Below are 15,267 nucleotides of genomic sequence, written 5' to 3' on the forward strand. Positions count from 1 at the left end.
CTTCGGATAGCAGCATCTGGTGGTCTGTGGTGATCTCAGGTCCACACGCAGTAATTCGGCTGCGTGTGGACCTCGAAGAGGAGACACCGTGACTGACTACCGATTGGTGATGTCACTATTGATCCAGAATCTGTCCTACCGACAGATCGAAGCCCTGGCGGGATGCTCACACACCACCATCGCCAAAGCGAAGAGAATCTGCCGGGACCAGGGCTTTACCTCCACCTCCCAGGTGGAAGACCTCACCGCGGAAGAACTCGACGCCTTGTTCACCGACGGGCGCAAGGCGCCCTCGGATGAGTTCGTCGCCTTCGACGTGGCCGCGATGGTCACCAAACGCTCGGGCAAGAAGAAGCTCCCGCTGCGCGTGTTGTGGGCCGGCTACCTCGACACGGACGGCGTCCCTGGCCAGCGGCACTACAGCTATCAGCGGTTCTGCCAGATCATCGGCGAGTACGTCGATGTCAACGACCTGACCATGCGGATCACCCACGTTCCCGGTCACACGATGCAGGTCGACTGGGCGGGCACGAAGATGGCCGTCTTTGACCCCATCACCGGGCGCAAGACCAAGGTGTCGGTATTCGTGGCCTCGTTGCCGTACTCCGGGATGGTCTTCGCCCGCGGTTATCTCGATGAGAAGTCCCCGAACTGGTTGGACGCCCACCAGCAGGCCTTCGAGTTCTTCGGCGGTATCCCGCAGGTCGTCATCCCGGACAACGCCTCCACCGCATCCAACCAGATCGCTCGTGGGGACCGGGCCCGGGACGTCAACCGCGCCTACCGGGATTTCCTCGAGCACCACCGCACCGCTGCGGTACCGACCCGTCCCGTAAAACCACAGGACAAAGGCAATGTCGAAGCCGGGGTCAAGGTCGTGACCAACTGGGTGATCGGCCGGCTCGCGGGCCAGCGATTCGCCAGCCTGGATGACCTCAATACTGCTGTGGCCGACCAGGTCACCGCGATCAACACCAGAACACCGTTCCGCGGACAGCAGATCAGCCGCAAGGATCTGTTCGATGAGTATGAGCGGCCGGAACTGCTTGGGCTGCCGGAGTCCCGCTGGCAGCCGGTGACCTGGCGGAAATCCAAGGTCAACCGTGATTACCACATCGAAATCGCCACGGTGAAGTACTCGGTGCCCCACACCTTCGCCGGACGCCACGTTGATGTGAAGAGCACCGGCGACCGTCTGACGGTCATGTGCGACGGGGACATCATCGCCACCCATACCGTCTCCCCGCGCCAGCATGTCTACGTCACCGACCCCGATCATGTCCCCGATCAGCATCAGCAGTCCTCGGACCTGTGGTCCAGGGCGTATTTCCTGCGTCAGGCCCACAAGGTCGGTCCCCACACCGTCGCCGCGATCACCAGCGTGCTCGATGCCCGCCCGATCGAAGCCCAGGGGTATCGCACCTGCCTGAACATCCTCGCCCTGGGCAAGGGCGACAACAAGGCACTGCTGGAACAGGCCTGCCGGCAACTGGTTGACGCTGATTCCCCGCGGGCGGTCAGCTACACCGCGGTCAAGCAACGCCTGGCGGCCTTGCGGGCCCAGGTCCACGCCCGGCCCACCACCACAGATGCTCCGCCGCCGCCGGCCCCACGCATCGACCCGGCCCCGGGCTCACGGGACACCCGCGGTGCGCACCTGGCTGGCCCTGAGCACTTCAGCCTCGACGCTCTACTGGGAAAGACGGATCCTGCCCACGATGAAGGAGGTCAGGCGTGATGGATCGACACCTCACCGACGCCGACATGACGTTGTTCACCCAGCTGCGGATGACCGCCTTCGGGAAAACCGTCATCGACCTGGCCAACGACCCCGCCTGCGATGAGTGGACGTTCTCGCAGAAGATCTTCCACGCCCTGGATAAGGAGATCACGGCCAGGGAGCAACGTCGGACCCAGAAACTACTCAAGGCATCCAGATCGCCAAACCCTGATGCCTGCGTAGAAGAAATCCGCTACCTTCCCGACCGCAACCTCAATCGTGAGCTAATTGCACGGCTGTCCAGCTGTCAATGGATCGATCAGACCCACAACCTGGTCATCCTGGGGAAATCCAGTGTCGGCAAGACCTACCTCGCGTTGGCGCTGCTCAACGCCGCCTGCCGGAAGTTCTACACCGCCCGGTTCTTCAGACTCGATGATCTGGCCAACCAGCTCGCGGTCATGGACCCCGCGTCGCAGAAACGGCTGGACTTCCTCACCGACCTGCACAACTGCGACCTGCTGGTCATCGATGACTTCCTGACCACGCCCATCAACCAGCACACCGCCGCGGAGCTGCTCAACATCCTCGCGGCCCGGGACGGCCGTGGCTCGACCCTGGTCACCTCCCAGTTCGAGCCGCAGGACTGGTACAAATCCCTGCATGACGCGGTGATCGCCGAATCGATCCTCAACCGGATTGTGGCAGGCGCCGAGATCCTCCCACTCGACGGGCCGAACATGCGCCGACACCTCGCCGACGCGCAATAGCCCCGCCGGCACCCGGACCAAGCACCGCTATCCGGTGCTCATCCGGGTGCTATCGGATCGTCAGAACGCTGCTACTGGAAGCACGTCCCAAACAGCGTAAAGCCAAGGCCGGGGTGAACTACCACGTCCAAGTGGAGAAGCATTTCTACTCTGTGCCGTGGAGCTTCGCCGGCAAAAGTGTCGACGTGCAGATCTTCGACGATGTCGTCGACATCTTCAGCGCGGGTGAGCATATCGCTTCCCACCGTAAAAAGCCTGGCAACATGCAGTACTCCACAGATAAAGAGCATGTGCCGGCAAAGCACCAGGACTTGGCCACGAAGTGGGATCAGGGCCGGATTGAGTCATGGGCTCAAAGTATTGGGGCCGCAACCTACGAACTCATCCGCCAGATGTTTCACGCCCACCAAGTTGAAGCCCAAGCCTACAATAGCGCCCTTGGCGTGCTGAGCCTGTCGAAGAAGTACTCCCGCAGCCTGCTTGAACAAGCCTGCCAAGACGTCCTCGACTCCCACATGGTCCCGTCGGTGCGCAAAGTCCACGACACCATCAAAGACCTCGCAACCCGCACCACCGCCACCGCCACAGGTGGTGCGCAATCACCTACATCATCTGCCGCGTCAACTAGGCCGGTGACTCGTCCCGCACCACCAGCCCAGGCGTCGCACGTACGGGGCAAAGCAGCGTTCGAGTTCAGTGAGCTTGAATTCGGTGAGCTTGAATTCGGTGAGGAGGCGTAGAAGCATCATGGCGTTAACCGATGAAGATTTCGACAAGCTCGGCTCGCTGCGCGGGATGCGCGTGTTCGCCGCGACGATCCAAGAGATCGTCAACGACCCCACGCGCGATAACGATTCCTTCGAAGACAAGATCAAAGAAGCCCTCGAAGCCCAACTCACCGCCCGCGACAACAAGGTCATCCAGACAAGGTTGCGTGAAGCGAAACTCCTTGGCTCAACCGCCGCACTCGAGCGCTTCGATGCCTATCCCGGCCGCGGTGTAACCCAAGACCGCATCGACCGGCTCGCCACCTGCGAATGGATCGACTACGGCAAAGACCTCATCATCGTGGGAGCTACCGGCACCGGTAAAAGTTTTCTCGCTCAAGCCCTGGCCGTCGCGGCGTGCCGCAAAAAGCTCACCGCCCGTTACTTCCGGCTCAACGACCTGGCCAACGATTTCGACGCTGCGGCTGAGCATCCCCAGGCCCGCAAACAACTCCTCGCTGACCTGCAAGCCCCGGCACTTGTCGTCATCGATGATTTTCTCGCCACCGATGTCTCAGCGCACGCGTTGAACCAGGTATTCAACCTGCTCGTCGAGCGTGAACATGCCTCTACCGTGATCGCCAGCCAACACGAACCCGATTACTGGTACGACGTCTTCTCAGAAGCAGCACTGGCAGACGCAGTCATGTCCAGACTCGCCAACCACGGCTCGAAACTCACCCTGACAGGAGAAGACATGCGAACCCGCGACGACATCAAACAAGAAAGGATGGCCCCTACGACACCCACACGGCTACGTCAACCCCGAAAGTCGTAACCGGGGGTAAAAACCGGGTACCGGCAACCACCAACACCCCGGTACCCGATACCGCCCTACCGGTACCGAAAAGAAACGCCCGTCATTTTTTGGGATATGGGTCGGCGGCCGCAGACGCAGGAGCCCAGGGGGATACTTCTTCGTTCAGAACAGAGTCTCCACGTTTCTTTCGGAGGCGTTCATCCAATCTCGCGAAGCTTGAGCAGCCGGTTTCCTAGAGCTTCAGGCCCAGTGTGTTTGAATACTGATATGGCTCTATGTTGGTGGTGTGAGGCGCGGGAAGCGGATTCGAAAGAGCATAAATATAAGCGCAAGGACCTGCTTCGATTAATGGGCGAGGGCGAGGGCCTGGTGTGGTTTGGAGACGACGACCTACACCGCGATCTCCAGGGAAAAGGCGCTCTCAAAAGAGATCGATACAAGATTCTGAAGTTTCAGAAATCTTTATGCAGCACATGCAATAACGCTCGTTCTCAGCCATTTGACCGCGCGTACGATAAGCTCGCGGACTACCTCACCGGTCATGATACAAGCATCTATCGCCGCGGGTCCGTACCCCTGTACCAAGTGTACGATCTTGAATCCCAGGAGGAACGGCTCAATCTCGGGAGATACTTGACTAAACATTTCGCGAGTCGAATGGCTGAGGATGGCTTAACAGTGCCAGCTCCGCTTCGTCAGTTCCTAGATGGGAGCGAGGAACTTCCTGATTGCACGATGGTGTTAGCCGCACACAATGGCTTACGGACTCTTCCTTTCGATTCGGGGATCCATTTGAGTCCCTGCTGGGGGTATGCGGACAGGGAGGATGGCTCTTTCTCCGGATGGGTGAGTGCATACTATTTGGGGTACCTAGGTGTCCGATTCGAGTGGAATAGGAGAGGTATTTCTGATTCTGAATATCAGCAGTTCTTCCGCTTTGATAATCCACTTCTGAACTACTTTGAGCATGATGAGGCTGTCAGGATCGGTGAGGTGTCAAAGCGTCCCTTATCTGCTCGGCTACTAAACCCGATACCCAGGAGACACCCGTAAATCAGCTCCTCACGATTTAGAGGGCGTTCGAAAATATCTTCATTTGGGCCCGGATTGCGAACTGGTGAATGCCGAAGAAACTAATCGGTCACGGTACTGGTGACAGGCCGGTGCTGTTGCAAACTCGGGGTGTCGATGGTGTTGCCGTGACACCCCGAGTTTGCAACAGCACCAATGACAATATACTATCAGCCTGTACGCGGTGAGCGACGGAGAGAGGAAACGATGGAAAAGATCCGCCAGGAGACCCCAGTGGTCGAGACGGCATATGGTCCGGTGCGCGGCACCGTCGAGGATTCGATATTGGCTTTCCGCGGCATTCCCTATGCCGCACCGCCAGTAGGTGACCGACGGTTCAAAGCGCCTGAGCCCCCGGAACCATGGACTGAGCCGCGAGAGGCGACGCAGTTCGGCCCGGCCTGTCCCCAGGAGTACAGCGAGCTGGAGCTTCCGGAAGGCCTGGGGCTTCCGGAAGGCTCGCCCATCTCTGAGGACTGCTTGACCCTCAACGTGTGGTCACGCTCATTGGAGGGCAATGATCCGGTGATCGTGTTCATCCATGGAGGCGGCTTCGTCGCAGGATCGGCCAGCATTCCTTGGTATGACGGTGCAGACCTCGCCCGGCGCGGGGCGACGGTGGTCTCGATCCAGTACCGTCTTGGCCCGTTCGGCTGGCTCGATCTCAGCGACCTCGGCCCCGAGTACGCACAGAGCATGAACAACGGCCTGAAGGATCAGATGGCCGCACTGCAGTGGGTCCGGCAGAACATCGCTGCCTTCGGCGGGGATCCGCGGAACGTGACGGTCTCAGGTGAATCTGCTGGCGCGATCAGCATCTCCGCACTCATGGGAGCCCCGGAGGCTGATGGACTCTATGATCGGGCCATTCTGCAAAGCGGCACCGGCACTGTAGCCTCCCGCAAGTGGGCCGCAGGCGTGGCGAAGACCTTCGCCAAGAAGGCTCGGGTGAAGAACCTGGCGGAGGTGCTCGAGCTCAGCACCGAACAGATGCTCCGGGCCGCATCGAAGCTGTACTCCTCCGAGTTCTCCGACACTGTGTTCCACCCGGTGGTCGATGGCGGGCTCATCCCCGAACTGCCGTCTGCGCGGATCGCCTCACCAGATGGCCCGAGCACACCGGTGATCATCGGGACCACACTCGACGAGGCCCGCTACTGGTACTACCAACTGCCTGTGATCCGACGACTCCCCTTGGTCTATTCGCGTCCCTGGCTGGAGGCCCTGGTCAGCGACCGCGCTGATGAGGTCATCGAGGCGTATCGGACCGAACGCCCGGATCTGACTGACTCGGAGCTGCAGCTGGCGATGATCGGCGACGTCGCGTTCCGCATGCCGGCGATCCGCATGGCCGATGCGCTCTCAGCCCGCGGCGTCGAGACCCACATGTACCTCGCGACCGTTCCGACCATAGACATGGACGGCGCTCTGGGCTCCCCGCACGCGGTGGAGCTTCCATTCGTCTTCGGCACCACCGGCGCCGCCACGACGTTCGTCGCCGACGATGCCGCCAACCGTCGCCTCTCCGAGCAGGTTCAGGATCTGTGGGTCTCCTTCGCCCAGGGGCAGACTCCGACCACCGCGGAGACAACCTGGACTCAGTACGACGAGGACACCAGGTCCACCTTAATCATGGACACTGACCTGCGCGTCGAGAGCGACCCATATCCGGCCGCCAGACAGGCGTGGGGCGAGCTGTCCTTCAACGGTGCCGAGCCCGGCTTGGAAGGCCTCAGCCCATTCCAGTACGCCGGTGTCCCGCGTGGAGGAGTTGGCAGGTTTTCGGTGGTTTGAAATGTCGGGACGGTCGGGCTGGCCAGGCCGAGGTGCACCTCCTTGGGCCGGTTCCAGGCCAGTGCTTCGTGGGGCCTGATCTCGTTGTACTCGATGCGGTACTCCTCGGCGTGCTTGGCGAGCATGACGGCGTCGTCGATCTCGTCGATGTAGAGCCGCTCGTACTTCAGCGTGCCGAACCCGCGCTCGCGTGACCCGTTCTGGCCGGGCGACTTTACCCGGGTGCGGACGTGGCTCAGCTCGGGGTGGGCGAGGATGAAGGCCTCGAACCTGAAGGACCGGAACGGGCCGCCGTTGTCGGTGACGATCGTGACGACTGGCTTGATCTCACCTGTCTCGGTGTCGATCTCGCAGAGATCTGCGAGTGGGTGGCCGAACATGGCCTCGTTGTCGGCCAGCGCGAGTTCGACGGCATCGATCGCGTCGAACTGGTTCGCGGTCGGCGAGACGTGGAACGGATGCTCGTACTTGCTCCAGTAGTCCCGACAGCCCGCCAGCCGCCAGGTGCCGCCGGTGGTGGTCTCGAACTCGCTGAAGTCCAGCTGCCAGACCTGGTTCGGCCCGGTCGGGTCGTTGGCGAACGCTGCCTTGCGTCGCTCGGCAAGCTTGCGGCGTTCGCGCTGGTAGTGCGCTGGCAGGATCAGCCCCTCGTCGCGCAGGAGCCGTAGTACGGTCGCCTCGCTGACGACGTGCCCGTCGTGGCGGACCATGGCCCAGATCTTGCGGTGGCCCCAGGCTGGGTGCTTGTTGGCGTGGAAGAGCACCCGGTCGCGAGCCGACTCGCGCGCCGGCTGCGGCCACGGTCCCTTGGTCTGGCCACCGGCCCTGGTCTTGGCCTGCCAACGTCGCCATGTCCGCTCGGGCATGTCGATGAGCTGGCAGAACCTCGCGGTCGACATGCCCGCCTCGATGCGGATCACCTCGAGGTCCTCGAAGGGCCCAACCTGCCCTCCGCTGACTTCTTCCACACTCGTAGCTCGACCGCGGCCTCACCGAGCGCCTGGGTCAGATCAGCGACCTCGGCCTCCAACTGCTGCTCCCGGGTCGACGGCCCGGACCTGCCAGCCGCCAGCGCCGTCTTCCCGGCTTCGAGGAAGTCGGCCTTCCACCGGCCGATGGACTGCTCGCTGACCTTCTCCCGCCGAGCCGCCTCGGCGATGGTCATCTCTCCGGCCAACACGTTCAGCACGATCCGAGTCTTCTGCTCAGCCGGGATCACAGGGGGTCTACCCATGTCGTGGATTCTCCTTCAGGGACTGACTAAACATCCCTGCCAGAAATCCTGACGCGCGACACGACGAGACGGGCCGGCTGTTGGCGCGACGTCGTCTGGACGAGGGCGTCAAGGGCATCGAGCGGTTCCATGCCCTGGTCGCCGACCACCTCGGTGAGGATGACGAGGCCGGGGAGGTGCTTGTCGGGATCGAGACCGACCGGGGCCCGTGGGTGCAGGCACTCCTCGCCGCCGGGTACGTGGTCTACGCCATCAACCCGTTGCAGGCGGCGCGGTACCGGGAGCGGCACGGCACCTCGGGTGCGAAGTCGGACAAGGGCGACGCCCTGGTCCTGGCCGAAATCGTGCGCACCGACCGGTCCCATCACCGCCCGGTCACCGGAGACAGCGACATCGCCGAGCAGGTCAAGGTGCTGGCCCGCTCCCACCAGTCGCTGATCTGGGCCCGCCAGCGCCAGGTCAACGTGCTGCGCTCGAACCTGCGCGAGTTCTACCCCGCTGCGCTAGCCGCGTTCGGGGCCGACCTGGACGACCGCGACGCCCTGGCGGTCCTGGCCGCAGCCCCCGGGCCGCAGGCAGCAGCGAAGCTGACACAGGCTCGAGTGCAGACCCTGTTGCGCAAAGCCGGCCGACAGCGGTACCTCGCCCGGCGGGCCGAGGAGATCGTTACCGCGTTGCGCGGTGAGCAGCTGCGCACCCGTCCCGGGATCGAGGCCGCCTACACCGCCACAACCAAGGCACTGGTTGCCGTTATCGCCGAACTGAATACGCAGGTCATCTCCCTGCAGGGGCAGGTAGAGCAGTGTTTTGGCCAGCACCCGGACGCTGAGATCTACCTCAGCCAGCCCGGGCTGGGAGCCGTCCTCGGCGCCCGGGTGCTCGCCGAGTTCGGAGACGACCCCGACCGTTACGCCGACGCCCGCGCGCGGAAGAACTACTCCGGCATGGCCCCGATCACCCGCGCTTCGGGCAGGAAGAAGGTCGTCCTGGCCCGATTCACGCGCAACCGCCGCCTCGGCGACGCTCTACTACGCCAGGCGTACTGCGCCCTGAACACCTCGCCGGGCGCCCGCGCCTACTACGACGAGCGCAAGGCCCGCGGCGCGACCCATTACCAAGCCCTACGCGCCGTCGCCAACCGCCTCGTCGGCATCCTGCACGGCTGCCTGCGGCACCACACCCTCTACGACGAGGCCAGCGCCTGGCACACTGCCGAAAAACTCGTCAAGGGCACGGACGCCGCTTGACAAGTTAGCCCCGTGGGATGTCTTGACAGTCCCGATCCAGATCGTGCTCGCGGCCCGGCCGTGGGCGAGGTACTACATGACCCCCCAGAGGGACGCGGGTGCTGTTGCAACTTGGGGCGGGAGCCAAGAAAGCTCCGTTTTTATTGTGTGATCAACGCTATGTGCCTGTGTTGTCAGGCCGTCTCGAATACCCGGCTAACAATCACTGCATCCGGATTCGGGTGACCATAGGCAAACATCGTGCCCTGCCCCTTCCGCAATGAGTGCATCGCTTCCATCCCTTTCAACGTCCGGTAGGCAGACGTTTGGTTTTTGAATGCTCCTTTCGGCCCCAGGATCCGCTTTAACCGGCCATGATCGCCTTCAATGACGTTGTTGAGGTATTTCACCCGACGATGCTCGACCGTCGATGGACAGACGCCTTCCGCCTTCAGCTCAGAGATTGCCCTGGCGAGTGAGGGGGCCTTGTCGGTGCTGATCACCCGCGGATAGCCTGCCGATTTATTCGACCGCAGCGTCTTCGCCAGGAAACGCTTCGCTGCCGCGACGTTGCGTTTTGGTGAGAGGTAGAAGTCCAGGGTCTGGCCACCTGCGGTGATTGCCCGATAGAGGTAGCACCACTTTCCCCCGACCCGGATATAGGTCTCATCCACCCGCCAGGACCTGGCCTGCCAGTCAGGAACTTGCCGATACCACCGGGTCTTCTTATCCAGCTCAGGAGCATATTTCTGGACCCAGCGGTAGATCGTGGTGTGATCGACCGGCACTCCCCGCTCGGTCATCATCTCTTCGAGGTCGCGATAGCTCACGCCGTAGCGGCAGTACCACCGCACCGCCCACAGGATGATTTCACGAGGGAACTGCCGACCGGAGAAGATGCCCATGGACCTGATTATTCCACGCCGGTCTTCCTACTGCCCCAACTTTGCAACAGCACCTGTTCGCGCGCGGGTGGAGGCGTCCGCCGGAGCCCCAGTCGTGCATCCAGAAGAAGGTGCCGATACCGTCGTTTGCGGCCCATTCGATGGTGTTGTAGTTGCCGTAGACGCCCGTGGCGTAGCCCGCGACGCTGAGCGCGGTGCAGAACGCGCGCAGGAAGGGGCGGATCTGGTTGTCGTACTGGGCGCGGGTGGGGTTGTCGTCAATCGCGATGTAGATCGGGCGCCCCGTCGGCCCGCCCGCCGCGCGGTGCAGTTCGATGGCCTGCGGGGCGTGGATCGCCGCGGAGGCCGCCCCGCCGAGCCAGTCGGCGGTCTGGGCGCGGCCGAACTGGTAGACGGACGCCGTCGCCAAGCCGTTGGCCTTGAAATCCTGGGTTTCTGTAAGGGCGACGGGCTTGCCCCTCATCCAGGTGGCGTTGGGGCGCGGCTGGGAGACGTAGCGCACCGCACCGAGGTGGCCGGCGGCCTTGACCGAGCGCCCCGAAGGCACGCCCGCAGAGTAGTCGAGCGCGGTGCCCACCACGGTGCGCTGGGCCTTAGCGACGGGGGAGAGCCCGATGGCCGCGGCGGTGGTCAGGCCCGCGGTGGCGAGGAAGCGGCGACGGTTCAGGGGCATGGAAACCTCCAGGTTCCTAACAACAACAATCACACTAATTTACTTCTGCAACATACCATCTGGGTGCTAACATTGGGCACATGATTACCAGCACGTTCTACGGAACATCCAGCGTGCACCTTACAGACGGCGAGACCAGCATCTTCGTCGACGCCTTCCTCACGCGCCCCTCGCTCGCCCGCCTCGTGGTCGGGCGGCTTCGACCCAGCGACAGTGAGATCGACGCGGCGCTGGGCAGGGGCGGCGTCGACAAGCTCGATGCTCTCTTTGTCGCGCACTCGCACTACGACCACCTCATGGACGCACCCGCCGTCGTTAAAAAGGTGGGCGGGACAATGTACGGCTCGGAGTCGACGCTGAACTACGGCAGGGGAGAGGGCCTGGCCGATTCGCAGATGGCCCTGATCGCCGACGGCGATGACATCGCGGTCGGAGCGTTCACCGTGCGCGTCATCGAGGCCCCGCACAGCCCCGGAAACATCGCTCCAGGCTTCATCCGCGACCGACTCAGCTCCCCGTGCCATACGCTGAAGTTCAAAGACGGTGGCTGTTTCGTCTTCCACTTCAGCCACCCCGAGGGCAATATATTGGTCCTGCCGAGCGCAAACTACATCCCGGGTTTTCTCGACGGGCTCAAAGCCCGGGTGGTCTACCTCGGTATCGGTGCGCTCGGCCGCCAGTCGGACGATTTTAGAAGCGAGTACTGGCGCCACACCGTCGAGCAGCTGGAGCCGGAGCTGGTCATCCCCGTCCACTGGGACCACTTCGGTCACTCACTGTCGAAGCCGCTCAAGCCGCTGCCGGTTCCGGCGGACAACGTGGCCAAGTCGCACGAGTTCCTCGCCGCCCAAGACGCAAACGTGCATTTCCCGGTGGCTTTCGAATCGGTGCGCTTGACGCCCGAGGGTGCCGTTGTTCAGTAGGGCATGTGCTCCCAGCGCACGGTAGCGCCCGGGAAGGCGCTGAAGTGCTCGACCGCGTCCTCGGCGGCGTAGCCGATGGCGTCGGCAACGTCCTGGCCGCCGGCGGTGAAGTCGATCACGCGTTGCGTCGGGCCGGGCGCGGGTGTGACCTCCTCAGCCGCCCAGCCGCCGGCCCCGTGGAACCCGTGGACGGCCATGAGGTTGTCGAAGAACCCCGCCACCGCCCGCTTCGCCGTGGCGGGGTCGGGAAACTCCAGGTGGGCGCGCAGCGTGACCAGGTCTCCCGGGCGTTTTGTGCCCCACGCCCAGTCGTAGTCGACGTGATAGGTGTCCATAGTGTGACTCCTTTGCTCTGCCACGATAAGTTTTTCAAACATGACCGAACTCGTTCATACACCCGCAGAGCTTGAAGCCGCCATCGGCCACCCCCGCACGCTCGCCCTCGTGCCCACCATGGGTGCGCTGCACGAGGGGCATCTGTCGCTGGTCCGCTCGGCACAGACAACCGGCTCACCGGTGGTGGTGAGCATTTTTGTCAACCCGCTGCAGTTCGCGCCGGGCGAAGACCTCGACGCCTACCCGCGCACGTTGGACGCCGATGTCGCGTTGCTCGAGCGCGAGGGCGTCGACGCCGTCTTCGCCCCGTCGGTTGCCACGATGTACCCGACCGGCCCGCGCACGACAATCCACCCGGGCCCGGCGGGAAAGATTCTTGAGGGTGCGTCGCGGCCGACGCACTTCGCGGGCGTGCTCACGGTCGTCGCTAAGCTGTTTGCGCTCACACGAGCCACGGACGCATTCTTCGGGGAGAAGGACTACCAGCAGCTCGTGCTCATCCGGCAGATGGTCGAAGACCTCAACATTCCCGTCGCCGTCCACGGCTGCCCGATCGTGCGCGAAGAATCCGGCCTCGCGATGTCCTCGCGCAACCGCTACCTCTCCGCCGATGAGGCCAGCACGGCCGAGATCCTCTCGCGCGCGCTCGCTACCGGCAGCTTTGAAAAAGCCCGCTTGCTTCTCGACGCCTCCCCCGACGTCGACCTAGACTACCTGGCGTTAACCACACCCAACCTGCAGGACATTCCCGCCGGTTACAGCGGCCCCGCCCGCCTGCTCGTGGCCGCGCGCGTGGGCACGACCAGGCTGATCGACAACGCCCGGGTCAGCGTCGGCTAGAAGCTGTGCTCGGCGGCGGGGAAGGAACCCTCGTGCACGGCCTGCTTGTACGCCGCCGCGGCCTGGCCGAGCTCCGCCCCGACCTGGCCGAACTGGCGCACGAACTTTGGGCGCCGGTTGCCCGCGGGCAGGTCGACCATGTCGTGCCAGACGAGCACCTGGGCGTCGGTGCCCGCGCCCGCGCCGATGCCGATGGTGGGCACCGGGCACTGCTCGGTCAGCTCGGCGGCGAGCTGCGCCGGGACCATCTCGAAGACCACCATATCGGCGCCGGCGTCCACCACGGCCTTGGTGTCCGCGCGCAGCGCCTTTGCGCCCGCGTCGCGGCCCTGGACCTTGAACCCGCCGAGGTTGTCGACCGACTGCGGGGTAAAGCCGACGTGCGCGCAGACCGCGAGACCCGCGTTTTTCAGGGCGCGGATGCGCGAGGCGACCCGCACGCCGCCCTCGAGCTTGACCATGTGCGCCCCGCTGCGGTGGATCAACTCGGTTGCGCTTTTCACGCACTGCTCGTCGCTGGCCTCGTATGTGCCGAAGGGCAGGTCGACGACGACAAGCGCGTTGCCCGCGCCGCGCACCACCGCCGCCGCGAGGTAGGCCATCTCATCGAGGGAGACTTTGTTGGTGGTGTCGTAGCCGAAGACGACGTTGGCGGCGGAGTCGCCCACCAACATGCACTCGATTCCTGCCTCGGCGAACACGCGGGAAGTGGAGTAATCGTAGGCGGTGAGCATCGCCCACGGCTCACGCCGCGCCTTTCTCTCCTTGAGATCGGAAACGCGGACCTTCTTGGTGGGGGTGAGGTAGCCAGTCATAGGGCTTCAACACTAGACTAGGAAGAGCCCAAGGATCCAGATGAAGACCATGGCGGTGCACCCCATCACGCCGGTCACCGCGGTCTGCGAGCGGTACGCCTGCTGCGGGGTCATCTTAGAGAAGTTGGTGACCACCCAGAAGTGGCTGTCGTTGGCGTGGGAGACCACGAGAGAGCCAGCGGAGATGGCCATCACTGCAAGGCCGACCTGCACGGGGGACTCCAACCCGAGGGTCGGCAGAAGCGGCGCGACGAGGCTGGACGTGGTGACCATCGCGACGGTGGCCGAGCCCTGTGCCGTCTTGAACAAAGCGGAGACGAGGAAGGGGAAGAACAGTCCGAGGCTCGCCAGCTGGGTCGCGTTGTTGGAGATGAAGTCCACCACGTCGGTCGAGGAGATGACGCGTCCGAGCACGCCGCCGGCGGCCGTGATGAGGATGATCGGGCCGACCGTGCGCAGGCCGTCCTCGACGAAGGTGTAGAAGCGGTCCATCATGTGGGTATCCGCCAGCAAGAGCACGGCGAAGAGGAAACCGATTCCGAGGGCGATCATCGGGGTGCCGGCGAACACGATCGCGCGGCCGAACCCGCCGCCGAGCCCCGCCGCGGAGGTGATGGACCCAGCCGCCATGAGCAGGATCGGCACGAGGATCGGGGCGAGGGACAACGCCGTTGACGGCAGCCGGGTGTAGGAGTTCTTCAGCTCGTTGTAGGCGGCCTCGACGTCGGTGTCTGGGACCGCTTCCGTCTCCGGGGTGTGAAGCGACGGGCCGATCCAGACGGAGTAGAAGTAGGCGGCGACCATGACAGGGATGGACACGAGCGCGCCGAGTGCCATGACGAGCAGCAGGTTGTTGTCCAAACCGAGGTTCGACGCCGACGCGAGCGGCCCGGGCGTTGGCGGGATGAACACGTGGGAAGTAAACAGGCCGGCAGACAGGGCAATGGCCATGGTGGCGGGCGAGGCGCCGGTGCGCTGCGCCAGCGCCCTGCGCACAGGGTTGAGGATCACGAACCCTGAGTCGGAGAACACCGGGATGCACACCACCCAGCCCATGAGCTGGATGGCGAGCACGGGGTGCTTTGTGCCGATCACGCGCACGATGGCGTCGGCAAGCTGAAAAGCCGCACCGGTCTTTTCCAGGATGAAGCCGATGAGCGTGCCGAAGATGACGACGAGACCGAAGGACTTGAACGTGGCCGCGAAGCCGTCCCCGATTACCGACGCGATGCCCGGGGTAAGGAGCGTACCGTCGGCGTCTTTGACGTCGAGCAGCGGAATCCCGCCGATCAGGCCGAAGACGAGCGACACAAAAAGAAGGGAGAGGAAGGGGTGGATCTTCCACTTCGAGATCATCAGGATCAAAACGACGATCGCGACGACGAAGACGCCCATCAGCGGCAAGCCAGTCATCGGTGCTCCTTAGCTTGAGG

The 15,267-nt window shown here is 63.6% G+C and carries 14 protein-coding genes and 1 pseudogene; 8 read left to right on the forward strand and 7 right to left on the reverse strand.

Annotation, left to right across the window (positions count from 1 at the left end; all coding sequences use genetic code 11):
- Window positions 1-88 precede the first annotated feature (88 nt).
- From istA to RIU96_RS05700, 5 genes are all read left to right on the forward strand, one after another.
- Window positions 89-1,738, forward strand: coding sequence for an IS21 family transposase (istA, locus tag RIU96_RS05680; protein WP_311205071.1), 1,650 nt, complete (start codon window positions 89-91; stop codon window positions 1,736-1,738).
- Window positions 1,738-2,490, forward strand: a complete 753-nt coding sequence (locus RIU96_RS05685) for an ATP-binding protein (RefSeq protein ID WP_201740600.1) — start codon at window positions 1,738-1,740, stop codon at window positions 2,488-2,490. The genes istA and RIU96_RS05685 overlap by 1 nt, the downstream gene beginning before the upstream one ends.
- A gap of 74 nt (window positions 2,491-2,564) precedes the next feature.
- The gene (locus RIU96_RS05690) at window positions 2,565-3,230 is read left to right on the forward strand and encodes a Mu transposase domain-containing protein (RefSeq protein ID WP_396136765.1); all 666 of its coding nucleotides are present in this window, start codon (window positions 2,565-2,567) and stop codon (window positions 3,228-3,230) included.
- 7 nt (window positions 3,231-3,237) lie between these two features.
- Window positions 3,238-4,035 (forward strand): ATP-binding protein, encoded by a 798-nt coding sequence (locus tag RIU96_RS05695; RefSeq protein ID WP_311205085.1) that lies wholly within the window; start codon window positions 3,238-3,240, stop codon window positions 4,033-4,035.
- A gap of 1,260 nt (window positions 4,036-5,295) precedes the next feature.
- Complete coding sequence (locus RIU96_RS05700; protein WP_277246267.1) at window positions 5,296-6,882, forward strand: carboxylesterase/lipase family protein; 1,587 nt, start codon at window positions 5,296-5,298, stop codon at window positions 6,880-6,882.
- A gap of 104 nt (window positions 6,883-6,986) precedes the next feature.
- On the opposite strand, the pseudogene RIU96_RS05705 reads toward RIU96_RS05700, so the two are convergent.
- Together RIU96_RS05705 and RIU96_RS05710 are read right to left on the reverse strand one after the other, a co-directional pair.
- A pseudogene (locus RIU96_RS05705) lies at window positions 6,987-7,781 on the reverse strand (IS3 family transposase); the annotation flags it as partial.
- A 17-nt stretch (window positions 7,782-7,798) separates the two neighbouring features.
- Window positions 7,799-8,116 (reverse strand): transposase, encoded by a 318-nt coding sequence (locus RIU96_RS05710; RefSeq protein ID WP_277246266.1) that lies wholly within the window; start codon window positions 8,114-8,116, stop codon window positions 7,799-7,801.
- A gap of 32 nt (window positions 8,117-8,148) precedes the next feature.
- On the opposite strand from RIU96_RS05710, the gene RIU96_RS05715 reads away from it, so the two are divergent.
- The gene (locus RIU96_RS05715; protein ID WP_277246268.1) at window positions 8,149-9,363 is read left to right on the forward strand and encodes an IS110 family RNA-guided transposase; all 1,215 of its coding nucleotides are present in this window, start codon (window positions 8,149-8,151) and stop codon (window positions 9,361-9,363) included.
- A gap of 173 nt (window positions 9,364-9,536) precedes the next feature.
- Here RIU96_RS05715 and RIU96_RS05720 read toward each other — a convergent pair whose 3' ends face one another.
- Window positions 9,537-10,247, reverse strand: coding sequence for an IS6-like element IS1628 family transposase (locus RIU96_RS05720; RefSeq protein ID WP_011069225.1), 711 nt, complete (start codon window positions 10,245-10,247; stop codon window positions 9,537-9,539).
- Window positions 10,213-10,920 carry a DUF1906 domain-containing protein gene (locus RIU96_RS05725; protein WP_311205173.1) on the reverse strand — a complete coding sequence of 236 codons (708 nt, stop codon included), beginning with the start codon at window positions 10,918-10,920 and terminating at the stop codon, window positions 10,213-10,215. Before RIU96_RS05725 ends, RIU96_RS05720 begins: the two co-directional genes overlap by 35 nt.
- Window positions 10,921-11,000: 80 nt before the next feature.
- Between RIU96_RS05725 and RIU96_RS05730 the strand changes: the two genes are divergently transcribed.
- Complete coding sequence (locus RIU96_RS05730) at window positions 11,001-11,843, forward strand: MBL fold metallo-hydrolase (protein ID WP_136649148.1); 843 nt, start codon at window positions 11,001-11,003, stop codon at window positions 11,841-11,843.
- On the opposite strand, the gene RIU96_RS05735 is transcribed toward RIU96_RS05730, so the two are convergent.
- Complete coding sequence (locus tag RIU96_RS05735) at window positions 11,837-12,178, reverse strand: hypothetical protein (protein WP_246062710.1); 342 nt, start codon at window positions 12,176-12,178, stop codon at window positions 11,837-11,839. The genes RIU96_RS05730 and RIU96_RS05735 overlap by 7 nt on opposite strands.
- A 40-nt stretch (window positions 12,179-12,218) precedes the next feature.
- Here RIU96_RS05735 and panC point away from each other — a divergent pair, with 40 nt between their 5' ends.
- Entirely contained in the window at window positions 12,219-13,019 is an 801-nt protein-coding gene (gene panC, locus RIU96_RS05740; protein WP_259809830.1) for a pantoate--beta-alanine ligase, read from the forward strand.
- Here panC and panB read toward each other — a convergent pair.
- Window positions 13,016-13,834, reverse strand: a complete 819-nt coding sequence (gene panB, locus RIU96_RS05745; protein WP_259809829.1) for a 3-methyl-2-oxobutanoate hydroxymethyltransferase — start codon at window positions 13,832-13,834, stop codon at window positions 13,016-13,018. The two genes, panC and panB, sit on opposite strands and share 4 nt — an antisense overlap.
- A gap of 12 nt (window positions 13,835-13,846) precedes the next feature.
- Window positions 13,847-15,247 carry a GntP family permease gene (locus RIU96_RS05750; RefSeq protein ID WP_259809828.1) on the reverse strand — a complete coding sequence of 467 codons (1,401 nt, stop codon included), beginning with the start codon at window positions 15,245-15,247 and terminating at the stop codon, window positions 13,847-13,849.
- Between the last annotated feature and the right edge of the window lie 20 nt (window positions 15,248-15,267).

This window comes from Corynebacterium sp. Z-1, assembly GCF_031844665.1.
Taxonomy (GTDB): Bacteria; Actinomycetota; Actinomycetes; order Mycobacteriales; family Mycobacteriaceae; genus Corynebacterium; species Corynebacterium sanguinis.